The sequence below is a fragment of the Laspinema sp. D2d genome, from assembly GCF_025370755.1.
Classification (GTDB): domain Bacteria; phylum Cyanobacteriota; class Cyanobacteriia; order Cyanobacteriales; family Laspinemataceae; genus Laspinema.
Map to the genome: position 1 here is coordinate 25,972 of NZ_JAMXFC010000034.1, position 25,339 is coordinate 51,310.

Annotated in this window: 15 protein-coding genes; 10 read left to right on the plus strand and 5 right to left on the minus strand. The window is 47.3% G+C overall.

The genetic code is table 11. The annotated features are described in order from the left end of the window. Positions 1-805 precede the first annotated feature (805 nt). Both NG796_RS20075 and NG796_RS20080 read right to left on the minus strand, forming a co-directional pair. On the minus strand, positions 806-2,845 hold the full coding sequence (locus tag NG796_RS20075; RefSeq protein WP_261208736.1) for a serine/threonine-protein kinase: 2,040 nt from the start codon (positions 2,843-2,845) through the stop codon (positions 806-808). Positions 2,846-3,079: 234 nt separating this feature from the next. Beyond that, positions 3,080-3,328, minus strand: a complete 249-nt coding sequence (locus NG796_RS20080) for a Ycf34 family protein (RefSeq protein WP_261201950.1) — start codon at positions 3,326-3,328, stop codon at positions 3,080-3,082. 79 nt (positions 3,329-3,407) lie between these two features. On the opposite strand from NG796_RS20080, the gene NG796_RS20085 reads away from it, so the two are divergent. Beyond that, a complete protein-coding gene (locus tag NG796_RS20085; RefSeq protein WP_261208737.1) occupies positions 3,408-4,676 on the plus strand; it encodes a CCA tRNA nucleotidyltransferase in 1,269 nt (422 codons plus the stop codon). A 237-nt stretch (positions 4,677-4,913) separates the two neighbouring features. Here the strand turns inward: NG796_RS20085 and NG796_RS20090 are convergent, their stop codons facing one another. Continuing rightward, positions 4,914-10,265, minus strand: a complete 5,352-nt coding sequence (locus tag NG796_RS20090; RefSeq protein ID WP_261208738.1) for an AAA family ATPase — start codon at positions 10,263-10,265, stop codon at positions 4,914-4,916. Positions 10,266-10,756: 491 nt separating this feature from the next. Further along, complete coding sequence (locus NG796_RS20095; RefSeq protein WP_261208739.1) at positions 10,757-11,962, minus strand: NAD(P)/FAD-dependent oxidoreductase; 1,206 nt, start codon at positions 11,960-11,962, stop codon at positions 10,757-10,759. Between the two features lie 217 nt (positions 11,963-12,179). Here NG796_RS20095 and NG796_RS20100 point away from each other — a divergent pair, with 217 nt between their 5' ends. From NG796_RS20100 to NG796_RS20140, 9 genes are all read left to right on the plus strand, one after another. Continuing rightward, positions 12,180-13,022 (plus strand): YaaW family protein, encoded by an 843-nt coding sequence (locus NG796_RS20100; RefSeq protein WP_261208740.1) that lies wholly within the window; start codon positions 12,180-12,182, stop codon positions 13,020-13,022. Positions 13,023-13,194: 172 nt separating this feature from the next. After that, positions 13,195-14,640: an O-antigen ligase family protein gene (locus tag NG796_RS20105; protein WP_261208741.1), complete on the plus strand. Its 1,446-nt coding sequence runs from the start codon at positions 13,195-13,197 to the stop codon at positions 14,638-14,640. Between the two features lie 163 nt (positions 14,641-14,803). After that, positions 14,804-15,013, plus strand: a complete 210-nt coding sequence (locus NG796_RS20110; protein ID WP_261208742.1) for a hypothetical protein — start codon at positions 14,804-14,806, stop codon at positions 15,011-15,013. A gap of 194 nt (positions 15,014-15,207) precedes the next feature. Further along, positions 15,208-15,339 (plus strand): hypothetical protein, encoded by a 132-nt coding sequence (locus NG796_RS20115; RefSeq protein ID WP_261208743.1) that lies wholly within the window; start codon positions 15,208-15,210, stop codon positions 15,337-15,339. Positions 15,340-15,386: 47 nt separating this feature from the next. Continuing rightward, positions 15,387-15,944 carry a Uma2 family endonuclease gene (locus tag NG796_RS20120; protein WP_261208744.1) on the plus strand — a complete coding sequence of 186 codons (558 nt, stop codon included), beginning with the start codon at positions 15,387-15,389 and terminating at the stop codon, positions 15,942-15,944. Between the two features lie 239 nt (positions 15,945-16,183). After that, positions 16,184-18,928 (plus strand): CHAT domain-containing protein, encoded by a 2,745-nt coding sequence (locus NG796_RS20125; RefSeq protein ID WP_261208746.1) that lies wholly within the window; start codon positions 16,184-16,186, stop codon positions 18,926-18,928. 450 nt (positions 18,929-19,378) lie between these two features. Next, positions 19,379-20,152 (plus strand): DUF928 domain-containing protein, encoded by a 774-nt coding sequence (locus tag NG796_RS20130; RefSeq protein WP_261208747.1) that lies wholly within the window; start codon positions 19,379-19,381, stop codon positions 20,150-20,152. 374 nt (positions 20,153-20,526) lie between these two features. After that, on the plus strand, positions 20,527-23,034 hold the full coding sequence (locus NG796_RS20135; RefSeq protein WP_261208750.1) for a CHASE2 domain-containing protein: 2,508 nt from the start codon (positions 20,527-20,529) through the stop codon (positions 23,032-23,034). A gap of 210 nt (positions 23,035-23,244) precedes the next feature. After that, positions 23,245-24,945, plus strand: coding sequence for an adenylate/guanylate cyclase domain-containing protein (locus tag NG796_RS20140; protein ID WP_261208752.1), 1,701 nt, complete (start codon positions 23,245-23,247; stop codon positions 24,943-24,945). 110 nt (positions 24,946-25,055) lie between these two features. Here NG796_RS20140 and NG796_RS20145 read toward each other — a convergent pair whose 3' ends face one another. Then, a complete protein-coding gene (locus NG796_RS20145) occupies positions 25,056-25,253 on the minus strand; it encodes a hypothetical protein (protein WP_261208753.1) in 198 nt (65 codons plus the stop codon). Positions 25,254-25,339: the final 86 nt, after the last annotated feature.

Below are 25,339 nucleotides of genomic sequence, written 5' to 3' on the forward strand. Positions count from 1 at the left end.
GAATGTTTTAACTATAGGCTTATTTTTTTACTCTGTCAAGAGTATTTTCTATTGGTATTTATAAGCCTTTTATGAATTTTTCTTAAACTTTTAACTGAGGGGGAACATAGTTGAGAGAGAATATATCGGTTTTGCCGTCGCAAATATCCGATAAACCTTGCTTATTCGATAATTTTGGTAAATAATAAAACTCGGCAATGGCTCAGGATAAAAGCATCTCAATCAGGCTTGCCACAAGGGTTTGAGAATAAGCATCATGTACTCATAGCTGCCCGTTTCCTTTTTTGTCTTAAACGATGCTCAAAGGTGGTTTCTTGATTAAGGGCATTAAGGGCCATCGGTCTGATCACAGCCAAGTTTCGAGGGATATTCAACGATCAGACGCGAGATTTCTCCTCATTAAAATTAACATTTAAAACGCACTGTTCTTGATTTTCAATACTCTAATTTTCCCGGATAATAGAACCCTGTTTGTAGCCCTCTACGGTTAAAAAACTTAAATAAAACTGGACTTCATGAGAAGTTCCGTTCCAGATTGCGGAATTGAGATTTTGCGATCGCCTTTTGGGAAAATATACCCACCTCAATCACCGTAGTATGTAGCTTTACCTAATTTCGCAACTCGTCAATGTGTAGAATCCTTCCGAGGACTCTACACATAAAAATTGAAACAGCTTATTTTTTACGGTATATAGCGAGCATAAATAAAAGAGAGCAAGATGCTGTTCCCTCCTTCCGGGAAGAGACCCCAATCTCAGTCTCCTCATCTCGTCGCTAAAACCCGGACCCTTGAGGGTGCAGGATCCTAACCCGCAGAATTTCGCCATAGCTTAATCGTGCCATCGTGAGATGCACTGGCTAAGGTGGTGCTATCGGGACTATAGGCTAGGGAACTGACTGTCATGGAATGTCCCGATAGGGTTGCCACGTGTTCTATGGTGTCCACAGTCCAGAGTTTGATGGTGGTGTCGTGACTGGCGGTGGCAAAGGTTTTTCCGTTGGGACTGATGGCAACTGCGGATCCGGGTAAGACATGGGGAGAAAGGGTTTCTCGCAATTCGGGATAATTATCCGGTGCCGTGGGGAGGGTCCAAATTTTTAAGGTGCGGTCCCAACTACAACTGATTAAGGTTTTGCCATCTGGGGCGATCGCCAAGGCATGAATTGCACCAGAATGGCCGGGAAAATCCTGGAGTAATTCCCCTGTATCCGCCTGCCAGAGGTGAATTGAGCCATCGGCACTTCCCGAGGCGAGAATGTGCAATCGCCCAGGGTCGGAGGTGGCCCATTTTGGATTGTAGGCGATACAAGTCACGCGATCGCGATGTCCGGTGAGGGTAAATTGCAATTGTCCGGTTCCCAGGGACCAAATTTTGACTGTGCGATCGCGACTGGCGGTGGCGACTCGCTGTTTATCGGGACAAATTGCCACCGATGACACCAAGCTAGTATGACCCGTGAGGGTTTGGGTTGGGATGGGGGGGATGCCATCTCGCAAATCTTTGGGGCTCAGTTGCCACAGGTTCCAGAGTTTCACTGTTCCATCCATGCTGCCACTGGCAAGGATTTGTCCATCGGAAGCAATGGCGATCGCCAGCACTCCCTGATCAGATGCCGAGATTTTTTGCACCAATTCCCCAGTTTCTAAATCCCAAAAGGCGACTACACCCTTGTCATTGCCACTGGCGATCGTCCGGGATTGGGCGCTAAAGGCGACGGCATTGATGGGGGTTTTTCCAGCCGTTTCGGAGATCGTTTGCACGCAGTTCCAACCCACGGGTGCCGGTGGGGAATTGAGGTGGGATGGGGAAGGCGGTTTGGGAGAAAGTGACTTTGTTTCTAACTGGGGTTCGGTGGTAGAGGATTTCTGGATTGGTGGAAAATATTGCGACACTATCACAACTTTTCCCTTAGACATTGCCGAGTTTACAGAAGTTTGAAGCTGAATTTTTGGATTGAGCGCTTTTAAAGCAACTGCTGCTGAAGCATAGCGCTTTGATAAACTTTCGCTCACCATTTTATCGAGAATCGTTGCTAATTCATCACTCACGGGATTGAGTAAATAATCTCGCCAAATCCAACGCCCTTCTAAACTATCCCATAAATCAAATGGGGACATATTGGTTAGCAAATGAATACAACTAACGCCCAAACTATACAAATCGCTGGCAAATCTTGCTTGTCCCCGGAGTTGTTCCGGTGCCGTATATTCAGCACTGCCGATGGTTGTTCCCGGTTGGTATAATGTTGCTCCTGGAGCATATTTAGAACCGCCAAAATCGACTAAAACCAGGCGTTGAGTGGGATGAGGACGGCGAATAATATTTTCGGGTTTGATATCGCGATGAATTAGGCTGTGGTGGTGGATGAAATGTAAGATAGGCAACACTGACTCTAGTAATTCTCGAATCTGAGATTCAGTAAATGTCCCCTGTTCGGCAAGTTCGGTGGCTAAATTGGTCCCTGGAATATAATCTTGAACCAAATACTGGCGATCGCCTTGTTCAAACCAGGCTAATAAGTTGGGAATTTGGGAATGGTTACCAATGACTTTTAAGCGCGCAACTTCTTCGCGAAATAACTCAACAGCGGGGCGAGAAGCACTCGGACTGGGGCGAAATTGTTTAATAATACAGGGCGGTTTTCTGGGGTGAGACTCATCCACCGCCAAATAGGTCTTAGTAAATCCACCGACCCCAATTTCTTTGAGGGCGCGATAGCAACCCGGGAAAGGGGAATTCTCAGAACTTTCCAGTCGTAATTTAGCACCGCAACTTTGACAGAATAGATTGCCATCTGGATTTTGGGGTTTGGGGCAATTGGGATTGAGGCAATGTGTCATCATAAACAGCACCACCAAGGCATGAGGAATGGTACGTTTAATTGTACGGCTTCAGGGTGATGTTTGAATAGGGTTGGGTTGTTTTTACCTGCAAATGAAGAAGGACAGAGCAAATGCCCTGTCCCTAGGATGCCCCATGAATGGTGGGGTTTCAATCGATTTAAAAGGGTCGAAGTTTGGGTAAAATAAACCGAATTGGACAAGATTAAATCGATTAAACGGGTGAGGATTGCCATCCTAAGTGGGAACTAATTCCCCTGGACGTAATCGCGCCCATTTGCCCATTTCTTCTTTAAAACTTTCACAACCGACCACATCCCATTCCATCTCAATGGCATCCGGCGTATTGCGGATATTGACATTGATGGTAGGTTCTAGGGGTTCAAAATCAGGTGTTTCAGTTAAGTGGGGCTGTTGATGCTGATATTCCACTGCGTTATAGGTTAAGCAGCGATCGACATAGTGGCAGTTTACGCAAATACACATCGTAAACACTCCATACGGCTTTTTTGTTACTCTAACGTAATCAGCAGAGATATTGCCCACCCGGTAGGTTGATTTTTTTATGAAACAAAGCGACTCTATTCGTACTCTGGGTCCCGAAACTTGGCCGTTTAGCGTCGAAATGCTGCCTAATGATGCCTATCTCGTTGGCGGTTCGGTTCGAGATGCCTTGCTGGAACGGCAGTCCCCCTATTTAGATTTAGATTTTGTTTTACCGGGGTATGCGATTAAAATCGCCAAGCAGATTGCCGATCGCTATAAAGCAGGGTTTGTGGTCTTGGATGATGAACGCAAAATCGCCCGGGTGGTGTTTCCCAATGCCACGGTGGATTTTGCTAAACAGGAGGGAATGACCCTGGAAACCGATTTGCAACGCCGGGATTTTACGATTAATGCGATCGCCTACCACCCTACAACGGGTCAGATTGTAGACCCCCTGAAAGGGCGGGAAGACTTACAAACCCGCACAATCCGGATGATTTCCCCCACGAATCTCGCGGATGATCCCCTGCGGTTGTTACGCGGATATCGGCAGGCGGCGCAATTGGGATTTACCCTAGAACCTCAAACCCAAGCAGCAATCCGACAATTAGCGCCCTTGTTGCGGCAGGTGGCAGCAGAACGGGTAAATACCGAGTTATGGTATCTGCTGAACTGCCGGGGGGGGAGTCGTCATCTGGTGGCGGCATGGGAGGATGGTTTGTTGCGCTATTGGTTGCCCGATGCCACAAAAGATTCCCTAACTATTTTAACCCGGATTGATGAAGCCGCGATCCAACTGGCGGAAAAATGGCCGCAGTTGGGGGAAGAATTTTTGTTGGATTTGCGCGCAACTTTGAGGATTTCGGGATATTTAAGTGTTGCCAAATTAGTTTGTTTGTTACCGTTAGAACCGGGTCTAGCCCAATCGCAATTAATGCGATTAAAGTTGAGTCGGGTGGAAATTAAAGCCGCAATTCAGGTGATAAAAAGTTGGCAGTTAATCCAACAGCAACCGGAGTTAACAGACTGGACGGTGCGATCGCATTATTTTTTATTTCGTCAGGTGGGGTCATTGTTTCCTTCCTTAGCGGCGATCTTGACCGCTTCGGGAATTTCTTTGGATCTACTGGGAAATGCAGTTGAGCGCTATTTAGACCCCGCAGATCTGGCGGCACATCCGAAAGTTCTAATTACGGGGACCGATTTAATCAGCGAATTAGGAATTCCTGCCAGTCCACAAATTAAGGAGATTTTAAATCAAATTCAGTTAGCGACCGTGGAGGGAGAGATTGCTACAAGGGAAGAGGCGATCGCATTAGCTGATAAAATCAGGCAATCTATGGGGTGATTAAATGAACCCCAGTTCAAGAATAAGAAACCGGGTTTCTGACCCAAATGCTGGCAAGAAAGCAGCTAATCGTGTGAGAAACCGGGTTTCTGAACCCCAGGTAAAGAACGAAAAACCGAGTTTTTCACATTATTTGCCACAAAGCAGCCCTTAATGTGAGAAATAATTTATCTCACATTAAGTAAAAGATGAGACAAGGACTACAGCACTTCGGCACAACTTATACCCTAACCCCGATCAATCCCCTGCCTTCTGCTTGAACACCAGTAAGGTGATATCATCATAAACTTTTTGTTGACCAATATATCCTTTAACATCAGAAATTACCGCCTCTTGAATTTCTTGGGCAGATTTGTGGCAGTTGTGCTGGACGACCTCAATTAAGCGTTCTAATCCATATTCTTGTTTATTCATATCAAACGCTTCTGTAATCCCATCGGTGTAAAGCACTACCACATCCCCGGGATTTAACTCGATGCGGGCGGTAGTGACAAACTCCGCCATTTCTTCCACCATTGCGATGGGAAATCCTAAATCAATCGTATCAATTCGTTCTACGACCCCGTGCGATCGCACTACGAGTACCTCTTCATGTTGTCCGCTGATTTGCAAAACACCATCGGCATAATCCAACAGGGCCAACGTCATGGTTTTATCACAATTCATCCGTTGAGCATTGTAATAAACCGTGCGATTCAGAACATCTAAAAAGTCTGAAGGATTGGTAAAATTACCTTCCAATAAAGTTCGTACTGCCGTTTGAGCCATAATCATCAACACCCCGCTTTCTAACCCATGTCCCGTCACATCCCCGATGCCAATTTTCACTCGGTCCTGATATTGCAGCACATCATAATAATCCCCTCCGACTTCCTCCGCTGGTTCCATAAATCCCGCAATATCTAACCCGGAAATCGCATTCAGTTCCGCCTGTTTCGGTAAAATCATTTGTTGCAGACGACGGGTGACATCTAATTCGGCTGCCATGCGAACATTATCCGCTTTAAGGCGCTCATTCAGAATAGTAATTTCTGCATTTGCTTGCGCCAATTCAGCAGTCCGTTCTTCCACCTTTTGTTCCAAGGTGCGGTACAGTAAGGCGTTTTCTAAGGAAATAGCAGCTTGGGAAGCTAAGACTTGTAGAACTTCGAGGCGATCGCCTGTAAAGGCATCAGTCGTTAAGTTATTCTCAAAATAGAGAATTCCCGTCAGTTTCCCTTGATGGCGAATCGTTGTACAAAGTACCGATTTGGGTTGATGTTTGAGAATGTAAGGGTCTTGGGTAAATAGTCCCTCCCTTGTCGCATTATTTAACACCACATCAGACTGAGTTTTGGCGACATAGTTGACAATCGCGGATGAAATATCATCGCATTCTTCTACGGAAATTGATTGCAGGACCATCCTTTCTTCCCCAGAAACTACCGCTGCTTCAACGGTTAATCGGTCGTCGGTTTGTAAAATCAAAAAAGCTTTAGATGCACCAGCATTCTCTTGGAGAATTTGAATTAACTTTTCCAGCATTTTGCTGAGGACAATTTCGCTGGAAAAGGCTTCGGAGGCTTTCATCACCGTAAATAAATCCAGGGAACTGCCGCGACTGCTTCCTGTCGAGGAATTAACGGTTTGGAACGAATCTATCGTTGAACCTGATTTCCCCGTCCTTCGTAACAATTTAGGATATTTAGTTTCTAACTGTTGAACTTTGGCTTCTGCCCCCCATTTGGTGTAATTGTAGGTGGCTTCTCGGATATAAACTTTGCCAACTTCATCCCATCCTTTGTGGAAATAAAATTGCGCCGCTAGTTCATTCGCGAGGGCTTCATTTTGAGTGAATCCTGATTCTTTTGCCTGGGCGATCGCCTGTCGGTAAAGTTCCATCGCTTCTAGTTCTTTCCCAGAAATTCGCGCTATTTCCGCCGATACCAACAGGAATTTATCCTGGTAATTCTCCGGGCAGTTTTCCGCCCAGATTTGAAGTTGTTGCTGCTGTTTTTCAAGGAGTTGCCAATATTCTTGCTGGTCCGTTTCCGATGCGGTAGGATAAACCGCTGCTAAAACCAAGCCATAATAAAATGGATGTTTCGTTTGGGGGAAAAACCCAAAGTTAGCCGGGAAGAGGGGTTCGGCCTCCTGACAGATAGCGAGGGCTTCTTCATAGCGTTCAAACGTATATAAAACTTGAGTTTTTAAATAATAGTACCAGTTTACCCCACTGATTAAATTTCCCTCGCGCCACAACCGCAATCCCTCCACTTCATCAAACTCGTCCTCAATCCCCTCAAACTGCTTGATGACGTGCTGCAAATTCAGGCCAGCATAGACCATACTCTGATAATTGGTCTGGCGAATTGTTATCAGAGATTTCTCAACTTCTTTGGAAATTTCGGCTAGATTGTCTCCAATTTCTAACCGGATCCAAAGTCTCAAAAATAAAGCCCATACTCCATAAATCACATCCCCGAAAGACCGGCAAATGAAATAAGAGCGATCATAGAGGGCAAGATTACTTTTGAAAGGTTTTCGGTACGGATTGACGGCATTACAAAACAAATTAATCACTTTGCCTCCAAAAATAGGAGTCTTGGATTTATCCAAGAGTTTTAACGCCACTTCTCCAAATTCATACCCGATTTGATAGTAGTTTTGTAGCGCCAGCATCAATCCGTAGGCCGAGTAAGCAAAGGCCGAAGTTTCCGCATGACCAAAGGTTAAAGAAAGCCGAGTCATAGTTAACATACACCAGACATTATAATTGATGTAACCTCCGCCAAATGAAGCTCCCCAAAAGTTAGCTAATAGAGTCATGCAGACCTGTTTTTCCGGGTCTTCCATCGGGGGTTGGTGCAAGAGGTCGGCAATATTAACTTCGCTCAAATTGGCTTGCACTTCCTGCATTTGGATGCCGATCGCCTCTTGCAATTCCTCCTCAGTTTCCGGAACCTCTAACCCCATCAGCTTCATCCCCGCTAATCCTGCTTGCACCGATTCCTGAAATCGCTCCTGAGTAATCGTCAGCAGCACAATCAGGTTATAAATTTCTGCTCGGTCAAATTTATCCAGGACTCGTTCTAATAGGATGGTAAATAACTCGTCAGCCTTCTGAAAATTCCCGGCTAAATACTCACATTCTGCCAGTTCTCGATAGAGCGTAAAAGTGAGGTCATAAGTCGTCTCCCAAGCCGTTTCAGGTAATAAAATCCGGGCAATATTCAAATGTTTGACGGCTGCTTGATAAGCCGTAGAAGCTTTCGCTTTTTTGCCAGCAATCCGATTCAAGCGAGCGACTTCTAATTTAAAATCTAGGTCAAAAATAGATTCCCGACCCGCATTCAAATGAGTTACAATGTCAAATATTTTAGACTCTAACTCCTCAGAACTCGTGTGACCAAGAATTAACTGACCAATTTGTAAATGAGTAATAGATCGTTCTGATTCAGGAATTAACGAGTAGGCTGCCTGTTGGACGCGATCGTGCAGAAACTTGTATTCTATCCTAAAATCGCTATCTTGTAAAGAGGCGGCAGTTTCTTCACTGCTTTCCGGTAAAAAGCTGTAATTCTTACTAGAAAATATAAAGCCTTCCCGCACTGCAGGCCATAAATCCCGGGCGACTGTAATCTGGGACTGTTCACGAACCACTGCCAAGGTTTTTAAATCAAAACTATTCCCAATACAAGCAGCTATTTTTAAACTTTCCTGTACTGTCGGCGCAAGTTTTTGAATATTGTTGGTCATTAATTCGACCACATTATCGGTCATCCCTACCGCTTGAATTTGGTCCATTTCCCAGGACCACTCCCCCTTGCTTTCTCCATCGGGAAACCGAAAGGTTAACAGGTTGCTATCATAAAGTGATTTAAGCAATTGGTTGATAAAAAACGGATTACCTTGGGTTTTATTAGAAATTAACTCTCCTAGAGGTAGGCTTTTAGTTTTAGAACAGCGCAGCGTATCTGCAATCAATTCATTGATATGTTCTAATTTCAGCGGTTGCAGTTCAATCCGATTAATAAGGGCTCCCTGTCCCTCCATCTCCTCCACTGCCGAGATTAAGGGATGAGCCGCATCTACTTCATTATCCCGATAGGCCCCAATAATCAGTAAAGCCTGACTTTCTGAAGCCGTCGCTAATCGTTGAATTAGTTTCAAGGAAGCTAAATCCACCCACTGTAAATCATCCAAAAATAGCACGAGGGGATGTTCTTTTTGGGCAAAAACTGCTATAAACTTTTGAAAAAGTAAATTAAATCGGTTTTGGGTTTCCGTTGGCGGAAGTTCTGGAACTGTAGGCTGTACCCCTATCAGTAACTCTAACTCGGGAATCACATCAGTGATTACCTGTCCTTCCGTTCCTAATGCTTCGCTAATCCGCTGTTGCCAACGCGCTAATCGTTCTGGGGTTTCTGTTAAAATTTGGCGAATCAAATTTTGGAAGGCTTGAATCAGGGATTGATAGGGGATATCGCGGTTGAATTGGTCAAATTTTCCCGAGATAAAATAGCCCCGTTGTTGGGCGATCGGTTTATGAATTTCTTGAACAATTACCGATTTGCCAATGCCGGAAAACCCTGATACTAACATCAGTTCGATTCCCGCTGCATCGGTTTCTGGAGTGTCTACACTTTGGGCTGTTCCGCTAACTCGTGCAAAAGCCGCCATTAATGCCGTAATTTCCGCTTTTCTACCGTACAGTTTCTGGGAAATTTGAAATTTGTCCGAAGTGTCCTGTTCCCCAGGCGTAAACTCATCTATCTGACCTGTTTCTTGCCATTGCTTCCAGCATTTTTCTAAATCATAGATTAACCCATAAGCACTTTGATACCGCTCTTCTGCGGTTTTTGAGAGCAATTTCATCACAATGGCACTGACAACTGGAGGAATTCCAGGATTAACTTGATGAGGGGGAATCGGTTGTTTGGCAATGTGAGCATGAACCATTTCCACCGGGTCCGTAGTAGGAAAAGGAAGCTCCCCGGTTAGCAGTTGATAAAATGTGATTCCCAGAGAATAGAAGTCTGTGCGATAGTCAATGGAGCGATTCATGCGCCCGGTTTGTTCCGGGGACATATAAGCCAGAGTCCCTTCAAGTAAATTCGGATTACTCAACGTTTGGTGAGAGCGTTCCACCCGAGTAGAAATACCAAAATCGATTAAGGTAACTCGGAATGGATCGACATTGACCACAATATTTTGTGGTTTAATATCTAAATGAATAATGGATTGTTTATGAATTTCTCCCAAACTTTTTGTAACAGTAATCGCGATCTTAAAAAATGTCTCTAAATCTAGGGTTTGAGTAGATAGCAGTTGCTCCGCTGAGAAAGGTCCAGCATCTTCCATCGTTAAGACTAGGCCCCGACCCCAGCTTTCTAGGTGTAATGGCTTAACGATGCCGGGGATATCCAACGGCTTGACGATTTCATATTGATGCCGGAATTTAGCAAGTTCCGTAGGGGTAGGATATTCAGTTTTTAAGAATTTGAGAATTTCCGTCTGGACTTGGCCTTCCTTGCGGCCTCGACAAACAATCGTATGATTACTTTCGTGAATTTCTTCTAAGATTTCATAACCTGCAAAAGAGAGCATAGTTTTTCCGGTTAAAGTTAGTTTGAGTGGTTTTTGAATGGAAGTAAGGTGTCTGATCTAAAATTAGGGTAACAGTTTTTCCTAGAGAGGGGGAGGAATTCCCTTCTAACCTACTGAGCTAAAGAACTGCAACCCGCAAAATGTTTCTATTACTCCTTTTTAGCATAGGGGATGGTCCTACCCCTAGAGGAAAAGTTCCCGTCCAGAGAGGCGTTATCAAAACTTAACAATTAAATTAGGGCGATCGCCCAGGCAACTCGCATAGAATAATAGCCACCACTGAACTCAGCGATCGAGAGAGTTCCTTCAACTCGGATCCAAGTTACAATTGAGCTAAACCCATGTCAAGTCAGGGACAGAAACGAGAACTTTACTAAATTAGAGTAATTTTCTCTCCCCACAAATTAGCACGGAGAACCCTTCTATATATAAGGGTCATCTCGTTCGTTTTACAGGATGATTATTAAGGTTTTGGATTCAAATTCATGGGGTTATTTCTCCTGAGCGATCGCCTCCCATAAACTCGCCAAAGGTGGCATCGGTCCTCCCCCCAGGCGATCGCTTACCCATTCGGCAGCGGCTAAACCGGATTGCAATGCGGTTTCCAGTTGCCGATCGCCACACCAATCTCCTGCACAAACCATTGGTAAGGGTGTCGTTGCTGTCAATAAGGGTTGGGTTAAGGGACGCCGACAAAAGGCATAGCGCCAACGATGGACCTGAATCCATTCTGGGTCCTTGAACCAGGGAAGCACGGCTTCCCCCGCCCAGTCGCACAATTCTCTCCCCACAGTTTCGAGGTCCATGGCGTCTAAATGCTGTTCGGCAAAGTGGGCGCTACTGTGCAAGACAAACACAGGTTGAGTCGCACCTAGACCCTTGCTACTCTGCCAAAATAGTCCCCGCAAGGGACTTGAAGGGGGAAATACCAGCGATCGCCCCCGATATTCTGCCTGGACCAACTCTCGTTGTTTCGATGCCGGATACCCCGCCATTACACTGATGCAGGGGTCAAACTCCACTGCTTTGAGGCGATCGAGGAATGGACGAGGCAATCCCGACTCCCCCGACTCTAACAACATCACCGCTTGGGGGGCTGGGATCGCCATTACCACTGCCTTTGCCTGAACTGCCAAGGGGACAGCAGCATCTCCGGAGTCGGCGATCGCTTCTAACTCCAGATGCCAATACCCCTGGTCCGTGGGGGTAACCGTTTGGACTCGACGGGAACGCCAAATCTCTAAATGACGGGCCAAAAACTTCCCTACCGCATTGATCCCCGTCGGGGCCACATAATAAGGTGCAGATAGGGTTGCAGCCGGATTCATACCCGATTTGATTGTCAAAGAACGGTTTTCGCTAGTAGTCTGCGGAGGTAGGCTTTGTCCGGATAACCCCACCTGATCGGGTGGGGGTTCTATCTGATAAACCGTATCCGTCCAAGGGACCACCAGTCCCGCCCGAGACAGGACCTGCACCAACTGTTGAGAAAGCATTCCCCGGGGATCTAAAAACGGTGCGCCAAAATCAGCCTGAGTATCATATAATCGACGGGTAGCAACTCGTCCGCCCACGCCGCGAGATTTTTCGAGGACGACCACGGTTTGACCCAGACTCCGCAACGATTGGGCAGAGGTCAATCCCGCGATCCCCGCACCGATCACGGCAATATCAAATTCAACGATGCGATCGCTCATCGGTTTGTCCTCATCCGGTTTTAAAAAAGGGGTTTGACTAATCTACCGGATTTGGGACGGTTTCGAGTAAGCTAACAGCAATCGGTCCACTTAACAGCCAGGAACAGACGGTAAATATTTCTGGCCCTAAAATCGGCGGATCAATCGCCAACATCACGATTATCGATCTGTCGAAACCGCAGGGTTTACAAGAGAAGCACAGGGGAGGAAGCCAACCTTGGACGAACTGAGAGCAGCGCTAGAGTTAGCCACAGAAGAGGAATTACAGCAAATCACGGATATCTTATTCCGTCGTCGCTTTAATCCGATTGATTACCTACAAACTCCAGAACCGATCGATATCCAAAGTCGCGATCGCGATTTCTGGCTGGATGCGATCGAAGAGAGATTTCGCTATCTCGCCGCCGATGGATTAACCGTTTTAAGGGGCAAAACCCGCAAAGTCACCTACCGACAAACCCTCATCCAAGTTTGCCGCTATTTAAAAATTCCCTATTCTCAAACCTTGTCCACCACGGATTTAGAAGCTGAGGTATTTCTCGGTTTGTTGGGAAAAGCATGGCGACAACTCCCGGTTTCGGAACAAAATGCCTTGACTGTGAGGGTCCAGCGATCGCTGGCAGCGGCAACCATTCCCAAACCTCTGCCCCTGTCGGTCCAAAAAGACCCCCTGGGCTTACTCTTCAAAGGGGGAAGTGCCGTTGCTTTTACCTCCGTCGTCAAGCCGATCGTCCTTAAACATATTGCCCATCAGTTTGCCCTCCATTTTGCCCGTTATCAAGTCGCCCAAACGGCGATCGTCCGAGGGGGCGCAGTGGCAGCCGGTCAAGTTCAGACTTACCTAACCACCCAAACGGCCAAACGCGGAATGGCCCTTTCTGTTGCCCGCTATGGGGCCGCCCGCAGTGCCTTAGCCTTACTCGGACCTGTCCTCTGGGGTTGGTTCTTCGCTGATTTAGGCTGGCGAACCATTGCCACCAACTATGGACGGATTATCCCCACCATTTTTACCTTGGCCCAAATTCGGTTGACACGCAGTGAGTGTTGGGAATTTGCGTAATGAGTGGAGTGGTGGGTTGGAGATTGGGGAGAGGGGGAGATGGGGGAGATGGGGGAGATGGGGAAGATTGGGGAGATGGTTACTAGCTGATGTTTGTAGTAACGACTGAAGTTGTTATGCCCCGTTTGTTGTTTCCCTAATCCTTCTTGTCACTTAATCCTGCACTCTGCCCATGACGAAATCGTTACCCCTGCGGACCATTTGCCATCCCGATCGCCAGTTACAAGTCTGGTGGAATAGCGCCCAAGTTGGACTGTTGTTCTTACCCATGAGTCCGTTACTGGGGGGGATGGGTTTGTTGTTGGCCCTGTTTGGTACCTGGAAACAACGGTATCGGGAAATTCAAGGGCGATCGCTTAACCAAGGATTCGCTGTTCTGGCCCTATGGTTAATTTTGACCACGGTTTTTGCCCCCGATCGCCTCTCTGCCTTCCTGGGATTATTTAATTTTCTGCCCTTCTTTGCCTTATTTGTCACCTTTAGTCTGCTGATCCAAACTCCGGCACAAATGCGGCGAATGGCTTGGATTGCGATCGCCACCTCAGTCCCCATCGCTGTGATTGGCTGGGGGCAACTCTTTTGGGGATGGGCGGGACCTGTGAAATTAGGATTAATCTTAGATTGGCGCTTGGATGCCACCGGCGCACCTCCGGGACGGATGGCTTCGGTGTTTGAATATGCCAACGTGTTGGCAAGTTATTTTTTAATGACCTTTATTCTGGGTTTAGGACTGTGGTGTGAGAGTTTTCAGGCATGGCGAACCCTGAAACAACAGCCGAAAAAACCGGAAAAAATCCGTGATCCCCGTGATCCCCGGGTGGTGAAAACCATTGATCTCTCGGTGACAGGAGAGGAAGGAAAGGTAGGGTGGGGATTAGTGTTTTTGACCCTGGCGCTACTGGTGAATGGGATCGCCTTGGTGTTGACTAATTCCCGCAATGGTTGGGCGATCGCCTCGATGGCTGGGGTGGGGTTTATCCTGTATCAGGGATGGCGTTGGCTGCTGCTGTTCGTGTTCGGGGCCCTGTCTGCGGTGTTGGGGTCGGCGTTTGGTCCTCACCCCCTGCGCCAAGGATTACAGGCGATCGTTCCCGCTTATTTTTGGATGAGAATCACGGACCAGTTATATCCCGATCGCCCCGTGGCAACCCTCCGCAAGACGCAATGGCAATTTGCCTGGGATTTGACTCGCATTCGCCCCATCACCGGATGGGGGTTGCGAAGCTTTAGCGAACTTTACGAAGCTCAAACTCAAGTCTGGATGGGTCATCCCCATAACCTGTTTTTGATGCTGAGTGCAGAAACGGGAATTCCCGGGATGCTGTTCTTGTCCGGTTTAGTCGCTTGGATCCTGGCACAAGGGGTCTTAGCATTAAAGAATTGGCACGATCTACCTTTAGAGGGAAATTCCGAGACGACTGCCTCTGTCCCTTCTGTCCCTGGAGTGCTCACAAACGATCGCTTGATTTTTTTCACCTACCTTGTTACCTTTGCGGGTTGTACCTTATTTCACCTCTTTGATGTCACCCTGTTTGACTCTCGGGTGAACATTTTGGGATGGTTGATCCTCGCTGCAATCTATGGGGTAGCAGACTCCCGGCGATCGGCGGTTTATTAAGTTATTTTACCCCTGTCCGAAGAAATACGAGAATCTACGGATCCGCATCTCCGAGAAATTACGGAGAATGGATTTCTATAGATCTGCGGTGGTTGAATCAAGACGATCGCGTTTATGGTAGCTTCAGATGCCCATAGAAATCTTGAAGCTTTGAAAAATTCTTATGATGATCATAGATGCGATTTACCAGTTCCCGAATCTGACCATAACCGATATTTTTTCTCATATTTATTCCGTGGGTCGGATTACCCAACGCGATCGGCACTTTATCAAGGTTGCCCTTTTAGAACAGGACCTCAGTGATGAAGAAATTACCCTTATTGATCGCCTTGTTTATGCAGTCCGGCGCGGTTGGCTGCAAATGATTGACTAATTTCTATCCCCAGTCGGAATTAACTCAATCTTAACTGTAATCCTGGATACAATTGTTCGGTTAATTCGCTTCATCCGCGTCATTCTCTGCCTTTTTTCCCTTCGCTATATCAGGAGAATCCGCAAACCCAACTATGCCACAATCGTTATGATTTCTTTACATTGGGCAACCCTCTACTGGAACTTTTACCTCACTTGCCCTCAATTAATTTTGAAGGACAAGGCACTGCCTTGTCCTTCCCTTCTGGGGACCAGAAACCGGGATTTTTCCGGAGTTTGTTGCGGGTTCTCACCGAGGGGGTGAACAAGGCGATCGCCTCCCCTTGACCAGAACCCGCTACAATACACTTACCCCCTAAACTTGCACGGATAAAATGGACGACGAACCGACAACCTTAGCCTTTTGGGACTATCTTGAATTGGAGAAAACCAGTTCCGTTCGCCATGACTACATCGCCGGTCAATTATTTGAAATTGAAACCCTCAGTCCCCAACACGATCGCCTTGCAATCAATATCGGTTCCGGACTATATGATCGGCTGCGGGGTACAAACTGCCAAGTGTTTACTGCCGACATGAAACTTTGGATTCCCTCGGCAGATGTTGCCTATTATCCTGATGTTATGGTCATTTGTGAACCCGAGGACTCCAATCCTAATTATAAAACTCAACCTCGATTAATTGTAGAAGTTCTCTCTTCTAATACCGTCGCTACGGACCGTCAAGAAAAGTTTTTTGCCTATCAAACCTTACCCAGTTTCCAAGAATATATCCTCATTCCTCAAGAGAAAATGGAGATTGAAATTTATCGCAAAACAGCAGAAGGTGACTGGGACAAAACTCTTTTAAATCTAAAAGAAGACCTATATTTGCAATCCCTGGGATTAACCCTACCCCTGCCAGAAATTTATGAAGATTCTTTGATGGAATAGCCTAACCCGTATAACCACCGAGGCAGGGGTGAATCTAGGGTCATGATTGACAAGATACAGTCTCTCACTGGGTTAGGTTAAAGGCTAAAGGACGCGAAATATTGTGGAATCCTGACTCGAAGTGGGTGCATCTGAGGGGTCAGGGGAACAGGGAATGGTGATGCAACGGGGACAAAACAAAAGGGGTGGCAATCTTATCTAAGGGCAGTTTGATATTTAGTATCTAGTCTATGAAAAGAATGTTGACTCAAGGGATCACCCGATGCCGATCGCGCTGGAATCACTGGAAATTTCGGATTTGTACTCGGCGGGGATACCGGCTGCTGCTAAGGGGTCTAGCTTTCCTGATGGCGTTGGGATTCGTCACCGGGGTGTTACCGGCGATCGCCACGGGTCCGGGTCCTCTCCCCTCACAAATTCTCACATTTACTCCCGTCAAGGAAAATTATAGCTCACCTCTGCCCTTGTCTCAACTCCCAGTTCCGCCAGTGGAGGCGGAAGGGGAGACTCTCGTTAACCAGGGACGGGAGCTTTATCAGGGGGGACGGTTTGCAGAAGCAGTCAGGGTTTGGAACCGCGCTGCTGAAGGGTATCAACAGGGAGGCGATCGCCTCAATCAAGCCCTCTGTCTCAACTATCTCACCCTGGCGTATCAAGCATTAGGAGAGTGGGAGAGCGCGCAAGGAGCAATTCAAGAGAGTTTATCCCTCGTAGATTCCCCAGAAACTCTCGCTCACAGGTCCGGAAATTCCGTTTCCCAACGGATTCGGGCCCAAGCGTTGAACAGCAAAGGGAGTCTGGAATTGGCCCGGGGAGAACCAGAAGCCGCTCTCGACAGTTGGAAACAAGCGGAAGCCTTGTATCACGCTCAAGGTGACCTCACCGGGGCTTTGGGTAGTCAAATTAACCAAGCTCAAGGGATGCAAACCTTGGGATTATACCGGCGATCGCGACAGTTATTAGAGCAGGTGAACCAACAATTGCAGTCCCAACCAGATTCCAGTCTGAAAATCACCGGCTTACAAAATCTGGGGAATGCTTTACAACTCGTGGGAGATTTACCCGAAGCGCAACGGGTGTTAGCACAAAGTTTATCCATTGCCCGGAATCTGCGCGCTGCGGCGGACATTAGTAACACCCTGTTGAGTTTGGGTAATACCTCCCGCGCTTTAGAGGATTGGGACCAAGCTCTCACCTACTATCGCGAAGCCGCAGCAACGGCGACTGTCCCGATCACTCAACTTGATGCGGAACTCAATCAGCTCAGTTTATCCATAGAAACCCAGCAATGGGAAACCGCCCGATCGCTCTTGAACCCCATCACTGAGCAACTGGCAACGCTCCCAGCCAGTCGTTCCGGGGTCTATGCGCGGGTGAATTTCGCGTTTTCAGCCCTGAAAATGCTAGAGAGTTTATCCGCAACCGGAGAGGGGGATTCGACCCTGAGCGCGCCCGAAATCGCCCAAATCCTGGCAACGGCAGTTCAAGAGGCGAATGCGCTACAAGATCCCCGATCGCAATCCTACGCCATTGGGGAGTTAGGGTATTTGTACAAACGCACCGGACAGTTTTCCGATGCCCGAAAATTGACCCAGCAAGCCCTGGCTCTTGCGGTTAGTATTAATGCCAAAGAGATTGCAGCGCGTTGGCAATGGCAACTGGGACGTATTTTGAAGGAAACTGGGGAGACTCAAAGTGCGATCGCCGCCTATAGTGAAGCGGTTCGCACACTCTCTCTCCTGCGCCGAGACTTAGTGGCGATCGCCCAAGAGGTGCAATTTTCCTTTCAAGAACGGGTCGAACCCATCTACCGGGAATTGGTCAGTTTACTCTTAAGTGGTACTCCCACTCAAGAGCACCTTAAACAAGCCCGAGAAACCCTGGAAGCCTTGCAACTGGCTGAATTAGAGAACTTTTTTCGCCAAGCCTGTTTAGATATCCAGCCGGTGCAAATCGACCAAGTGGATGCTAAAGCCGCAGCGATTTATCCGATTATTTTACCCGATCGCCTGGAAGTGATTCTCTCCCTCCCGGGACAGCCTCTGCGTCATTATGCCACCGAGTTACCGCAAAGTGAGGTGGAACGCATTCTGGAACAGTTACTGGGTGCTTTCAATCCCTTTTTCTCGGATCAAGAGCGGTTGAAGTTATCAGAACAGGTATATGACTGGCTGATTCGACCGGCAGAAGGGAGTTTAGGTGAGGCAGAGATTCAGACTCTGGTGTTTGTGCTGGATGGTTTGTTGCGTAATCTCCCAATGGCCGCACTTTATGATGGAGGGCGGTATTTGGTAGAAACCTATAACATTGCCCTCACACCCGGATTGCAATTGCTGGCTCCCCAGGCGATCGCCCAGAACCAACTCCGCGCCTTAACGGTGGGATTGACGGAAGCGCGGCAGGGATTTAGTGCCCTGCCTGGGGTTGCACGGGAACTGGACGAGATTGGGTCTCATCTCCCCGCGCAGATGATTTTAAATCAGGGGTTTACGGCGGATGCGCTCAAGGAGGAGATTCAAAAGAGTTCTTTTCCGGTGGTCCATTTGGCAACCCACGGCCAATTTAGTTCCAATCCAGAGAACACCTTTATTCTCACTTACGATCAAAAAATTAATGTGACCCAACTCCAAGAGATTTTGCGATCGCGAGAAACGGGCCGTTGGGGGGTCACTCAGTCGGAGATTCCCCCCATTGAATTGCTGGTGTTTAGTGCTTGTCAGACGGCAACGGGGGATAAACGGGCGGCATTGGGTTTAGCGGGGGTTGCAGTGCGATCGGGGGCGCGATCGACTTTAGCGACCTTGTGGTCTGTCAAAGATGATTCTACCTCGCAGTTAATGGCTGATTTTTATCGGGAATTCTCTCTCGGTCAGATGAGTAAAGCTGAGGCCCTTCGTCGTGCTCAAGTCGCTTTATTGCAACAACCCGAATACCAACATCCGTTTTATTGGGCCGCGTTTATTTTGGTGGGGAATTGGCTTTAAATTCGAGACGACCAGGAGGGGGAGTCTCTTACTCCCTGATTAGCTCAGGGGAGCAACAGGCTCCCACTCCTGAATGTTCAGGTCCGTGATTGAGACGGGCCTCTAGTCTGAGCGCAAGGGTAGCCGTCCCAGGCAATCCGAGCATATCGCTTGGCAAAGAATGCAGTATTTTGATCAATTTATCCGGTGATTTATCCGCTGTGAACTGACAATTGCAGACTCATTTCAGAGAAAATAATCCCTTCTATCTGGTCGGAGAAAATTTAAGCAGAAAAGCAAAATTCTCGGGATTGGGGGATGGAAACCCCGAAATCAATAATAGCAATGCAGAGGCTGAACTGAATTCGCAAGAAAACTTTATAAAAACTCCCACATTTTAGTTGAACTGGACTCAAAATATAGAGTACAGTGAAATAAAGCGGCACATTATCCTAGAGGGGTAACTGTAATATGGCAAGGCAACAGACTAATGTACCTATAACCCTCTTGTTCACCCTATCTCTAAATTTGGCATGGGTGGGAGGCATTCTTAATCCAGCTCAGGCTCAGACTAGCAGCAACGCGCAACGGATACAACCCGGGGCGATCGCTCAAGTCACTTTCAATCCCCCAGGCAAGGGGCAACCTCGCAATACTGCTGGGGGTGCATCTCGGGATGGAAATTCCTGTTTACAAGAACCACAGTTGTCCAGTGGATGCGTCACACCACTCACCCCAGAAGCAGATCAGGGGTTGACAGTAGCACCGCGCCCGACGTTTTATGTTTATGTTCCTCAAACCTCTGCGAGGGAGCTATTTTTCGCCCTCAAAGATGAAAATAATCAGCATCACTACCAAACCAATATCCCCGTGCCTGAAGGCGAAGGTGCAGTCATGGCGATCGCCTTACCTGATGATGCACCCGCTTTAGAAATCGGCCAAACCTATCGCTGGACCTTTATCCTCATCGATGAAACCGGACTTAAGCCCGATAGTCCTGGTGTCCAGGGAGATATTCGCCGTGTGGAAGCCAACTCCCTAACTCCGGATTCCCAGCAGGCTGATCCTACCCTGGAACTCGCCCAGCAGTATGGAAACGCCGGGATTTGGTATGAAATGATGAGCACTTTAGGCCAGCTTCGGCAGTCGAGTCCCAATGACCCGACCATTCTAGCGAGTTGGACGGGCTTATTAGCCTCCGTTGGGTTAGAGGAAATTGCCTCTAAACCGATTGCACGGCCTTAGATGGAGTCCGAGGGGATTTAATCCAGTTCAGGATTCCCCTTACTCCAATGTTTGCTCAACCATTGCCATTTTATCAAGCCGGGAAATACCCTTCCCGGCTTTTCCGATCCCGTTTACAACAGCCCCACCCGGCAAGGGGTGTGGGTTGTTCTTCTATGCATCGGATTGGGTGCCACTCTATGGGTAGGCAATTATAGAGTTTCCCCCAGTGACAGCCGGGAACTCAACCCATGCCGTTGAGCTCATCATCGGTATCTCTTTCAACTGGATTGGCTGTGGTCAATGGGTGTCGCTTTTCTCCACAAACCCAAGGAATTCTTCTAAAATTTGGGATAAACCTAGAGTCTTTCATCCTTTCTGGGTACCAATAAAAGATGTGGCTAAAGCTCAGAAAGCAAGTTTGGAAATGGCGTGGCGTCTTGATGACGGCCCCCACGGTTGCTGCGATCGTGATTTCGGCCAACTCAGCGGGGCTCTTTCAACTGTTAGAGTGGGCCACGTTAGATCTATTTTTTCGTCATCGGCCCCCGGAGCCCACAGACCCTCGAATTGTGGTGGTCACCATTGATGAGGCCGATATTACAGAAGTCGGACAATGGCCGATGCCTGATGCAGTTTTAGCCCAATTATTAGAAACCATTACCACATACCAACCCCGCGTCATTGGTATTGATTTATATCGCAATTTTCGCGTAGAACCGGGTTCGGAAAGATTACGACAGGTGTTTGAATCTACCCCGAATTTAATTGGGATAGAAAAAGTGGTGGGCAATTCAGTCAAAGCCCCACCCATTTTAGAGAAGCTGGGCCTCGTGGCAATGGCGGATTTAGTCCTAGATCCGGATGGGAAAGTTCGTCGCAGTTTACTCTCAGTGATTACCGATGAGGGGGAGAATAAATTAAGTTTATCCGCCCGAGTGAGTTTAATGTATTTGCAAGCAGAAGGGATGGCCTTAGAGGCGGTAGACCCCGATACTTCCGAATTGCAATTGGGTAAAGCGCGGTTTCTCCCCCTCCAAGGAAATGAAGGGGGATATGTCCGGGCGGATACGGGAGGCTATCAAATTTTTCTGAACTATAAGGGGACAGAACAGAATTTTAAAACCATTTCCATGACTGATATTTTGAACGATCGCATTCCCCCGGATTTAATCCGCGATCGCGTCGTGTTAGTCGGGGTGACTGCTGAGAGCATAAATGACCTATTTTTAACCCCCTACAGTGCCTATGGCAACAGTCTAATCCGAATGCCTGGAGTGGTGATTCATGCTAATGCGATCGCTCAAATTTTAAGCGCTGCCCTCGATGGTCGCCCTTTCATTCAAGTCTGGTCTGATTCTTTAGAATGGTTCTGGATTGCCTTCAATTCCCTATTTGGTGCCACCGTCTCCTATTCCTTACTTCAAGCTCGAATTTTCAAAAACAATTCCAGCGGACGATGGGCGATCTTTGCCGTCTGGTTGGGGTTGGGGAGTCTGGGACTTTTAATGGGTGCCTATGTGGCGTTTTTAAATAGTTGGTGGGTTCCCATTGTCTCTCCAATGGTTGCTTTAACCACTTCCGCCATCACGATTGCCGGATATTATAGCCGGGGACTCCAGCGCGATAGTCAAAGTCAATTGACTCAATTTTTAGAAGCAATGCCGGTGGCGATCGCTGTTCTTGATGCCAAGGGCAAGCCCTATTATACCAATCAAAAAGCCAAAGAGTTATTAGGAAAAGGACCGATAACGACCACACCGACCCAGCGCTTATCCGAGGTCTATCAAATCTATTTTGTAGGGAGCGATCGCCCCTATCCTGCTGAAAATTTACCCATCGTCCGGGCACTTCAAGGGGAGCGAACCACCGCCGATGATATGGAAATTCAACGCCCTGATGCCACCATTCCCATTGAAGCCTGGGGTACTCCCATTTATGACGACAATGGGAATATTTCCTACGCAATGGCTGCCTTTCAAGATATTACCGATCGCAAACAAGTCGAAGCGGAACGAGAACGGTTTACCAAAGAACTCTTTGAACTGAATCAAAACCTAGAAGATGCCCTGGATGCAGAATTAGAACTCACCGATGCCTATGGGCGGTTTGTTCCCCATGAATTTCTCTATTTTTTAGGCTATGAAAGCATTGTCGAAGTTAAACTCGGCGAAGCTGTCGAAATGGAAATGTCTATTTTATTCTCAGATATTCGCGATTTTACCACCCTTTCCGAAGGCATGACTCCGGAAGATAATTTTAAATTTATTAACTCTTATCTGTCCAGTATGGAACCGGCGATCGCCGATAATAATGGCTTTATTGATAAATATATTGGCGATGCAATTATGGCCTTATTTAGCGGCAGCGCTGATGATGCTGTTAAAGCAGGAATTACCATGTTAAACCGACTCGCCGAATACAACCAAGGACGGGAAAAAGCCGGTTATATCCCGATTCATATCGGCATTGGCATCAATACAGGATCCTTAATGCTGGGCACCGTTGGCGGACAGAAACGGATGGATAGTACAGTGATTAGTGATGCGGTTAATTTAGCCTCCCGGATTGAAGGCTTGACTAAAAATTATGGGGTAGCTTTGTTAATTGGCGATCGCACCTTTTGCGGTTTGAAGGACCCAAATTCTTATGATATCCGACATATCGACCGGGTTCAAGTCAAAGGCAAATCAGAAATTGTTTCCGTCTATGAAGTCTTTGATGCCGACCCCCCTGCGATCCGCGAGGGCAAATTAATTACAAAAAGCATCTTTGAAGAAGCCATCCAGCTTTACAATAAAGGCTCCTATACCGAAGCCGCCCGGTTCTTTCAAAAATGTCTAAAAATCAATCCCGGAGATCAAGTCGCCCAAATCTATTTAGAACGCACTCAGTCCCGGTAATCAATCTATTTATTTTGAAGGTTTGTAGGAACGACTTTAGTCGTAATGTTGAAGTAATACAAACTCTCTTAACCGAGGGTGGGAGACTTGGTTGGTAATAGCCACACCCTCGAATGGGTCAGTTTTGAGTGAAGTCAGAATAGAATTTTCAAAAAAGAGCCAATCCATGTCATAATTTTTCTGATATGTCCCCTCCTCTCTGGTGGCCTGATGACCCTCCGTAAGAAAACATTACTGGCGATCGGCTTGACCCTGGCTGGGTTATTGGGAGTCGTGCATCTAACCTCCTCAACGATTTTACTCAATGGCTTTACCGCCTTAGAACAAAAAGAAGCAAAGCGGAATATCCAAAGAGTTTTAGATGCCTTCTCTAATTATCAACAGGAATTACAAGCCCTTAACTTTCAGTGGGGGGTGTGGGATGAAACGTATCAGTTTATCGAAAAAAGCAATATTGATTATATTGATAGAAATTTAGGAGAAGTAAATTTAGCTGCCCTCCGAGTCAATGCGATTCTATTTATTAATTCAGAAAGTCAACTGGTTTTTGGTCAGGGTTTTGATTTAATTCGGCAGCAGTTAGTGCCGATTCCGGAAGAAATTTCTCAGCAGATTGCCGCGACTTCAATTGAGGTGTTGAAACCCAAAAGCTCTTGGGTAGGAATTGTCACCATTAATAACCGTCCCATGACGATCGCCGCCGGACCGATTCTCAACAGTCAGGGAAATCTTCCGACTCGGGGAACCCTGGCGATCGCCCGCTTTCTCGATCGCGAAGAAATCCAACGGTTGGCTAAACTTACCCATTTGGATGTAAGGGCTTATGGAATCATGGACCCGACTACTCCTGTTGAGTTACAGGGGACGATCGCCCGCTTATCCGAGATGTCCGCTAATCCTCCTATTCTGATTGAACCACTGAGTCAGGAATGGATGGCTGGGTATAGTTTATTACGGGATATCTATGGTAAACCGGCAGTTTTATTAGAACTGAATATCCCTAGAGATATTTACCATCAAGGTCAAGCCAGTGGACGCTATATGATGGTATCTCTCGCGATCGTCGGGCTGGTTTTTGGAGTTTGTACCCTATTGTTGTTAGAAAAAATGGTGTTAGCTCGGTTATTCTATTTGAGCAAAGATGTCAAGCAAATTGATAACAGTCGAGATTTAGCCTTGCGGGTTTCAGTTTCTGGAAAAGATGAATTATCCAGTTTATCCCAAACCATTAATGCCATGTTAGACACCTTAGAATCTTCAGCAAAAGCCCTAGAAATCGAACGGGAAAAGGCGGAAAGGTTGTTGCTCAATATTTTACCCGAGGTCATCGCCGATCGCCTCAAGGGTCACGAAGAAAACATTGCCGATACCTTTGCCGAAGTCACCGTATTATTTGCCGATATTGTTGGATTTACTCAACTCTCCGCTCAAATTGAAGCAGCGGAATTGGTCCACTTGCTCAATAATATTTTTTCTCGCTTTGATCGCGCCTTGGAACGGTATCAGTTAGAAAAAATTAAGACCATAGGCGATTGTTACATGGTTGTAGCGGGAATGCCCATTCCCTCTGAAAATAGTGCAGTTGCGATCGCAGAAATGGCCCTAGAAATGCAAGAAGAAATCGCCCGATTTAACACCGAATTTAATCAATCCTTAAAAATGCGCATGGGGATCCATACCGGCCCTGTCGTCGCTGGGGTGATTGGGATTAAAAAATTTATCTATGATCTCTGGGGAGATACCGTGAATACCGCCTCCCGAATGGAATCCCACGGCATTCCCGGCCAAATTCAAGTGTCTAAGACTACCTATGATTGTTTGAAAGATCAATACCGCTTTGAAGAAAGAGGGGCGATCGAAATTAAAGGCAAAGGCGCAATGCAGGTGTATTTGCTCAAAGGTCACTTGTAGTCGGGAGATGGGGAGGATGGGGAGGATGGGGAGGATGGGGAGGATGGGGAGGATGGGGAGGATGGGGAGGAAACGACGGAAGGCAGGACCTTGAATGGGCAATAACAACGTCAGTCAATCTCCCCTATCCTCCCCATCTCCCCTATCCTCCCCATCTCCCCTATCCTCCCCATCTCCCCCATCTCCCCCATCTCCCCCATCTGCCCCATCTGCCCCATCTCCCCCATCTCCCCTATCCTCCCCATCTCCCCCATCTCCCCTATCCTCCCCATCTCCCCCATCTTCCCCATCTCCCCAATCTTCCCCATCTCCCCCATCTCCCCATCTGCCTGCAAAATTCTGTCTGGCAAGTTAAAATACTAACCAATAACCACAACGGGAACAGAGGTCTAGG

Coding starts and splice junctions, on each gene's coding strand:
- NG796_RS20075 (WP_261208736.1), bottom strand. CDS start 2,845: ATGATGACACATTGCCTCAATCCCAATTGCCCCAAACCCCAAAATCCA.
- NG796_RS20080 (WP_261201950.1), bottom strand. CDS start 3,328: ATGTGTATTTGCGTAAACTGCCACTATGTCGATCGCTGCTTAACCTAT.
- NG796_RS20085 (WP_261208737.1), top strand. CDS start 3,408: ATGAAACAAAGCGACTCTATTCGTACTCTGGGTCCCGAAACTTGGCCG.
- NG796_RS20090 (WP_261208738.1), bottom strand. CDS start 10,265: ATGCTCTCTTTTGCAGGTTATGAAATCTTAGAAGAAATTCACGAAAGT.
- NG796_RS20095 (WP_261208739.1), bottom strand. CDS start 11,962: ATGAGCGATCGCATCGTTGAATTTGATATTGCCGTGATCGGTGCGGGG.
- NG796_RS20105 (WP_261208741.1), top strand. CDS start 13,195: ATGACGAAATCGTTACCCCTGCGGACCATTTGCCATCCCGATCGCCAG.
- NG796_RS20110 (WP_261208742.1), top strand. CDS start 14,804: ATGATGATCATAGATGCGATTTACCAGTTCCCGAATCTGACCATAACC.
- NG796_RS20120 (WP_261208744.1), top strand. CDS start 15,387: ATGGACGACGAACCGACAACCTTAGCCTTTTGGGACTATCTTGAATTG.
- NG796_RS20125 (WP_261208746.1), top strand. CDS start 16,184: ATGTTGACTCAAGGGATCACCCGATGCCGATCGCGCTGGAATCACTGG.
- NG796_RS20130 (WP_261208747.1), top strand. CDS start 19,379: ATGGCAAGGCAACAGACTAATGTACCTATAACCCTCTTGTTCACCCTA.
- NG796_RS20135 (WP_261208750.1), top strand. CDS start 20,527: ATGTGGCTAAAGCTCAGAAAGCAAGTTTGGAAATGGCGTGGCGTCTTG.
- NG796_RS20140 (WP_261208752.1), top strand. CDS start 23,245: ATGACCCTCCGTAAGAAAACATTACTGGCGATCGGCTTGACCCTGGCT.
- NG796_RS20145 (WP_261208753.1), bottom strand. CDS start 25,253: ATGGGGAAGATTGGGGAGATGGGGAAGATGGGGGAGATGGGGAGGATA.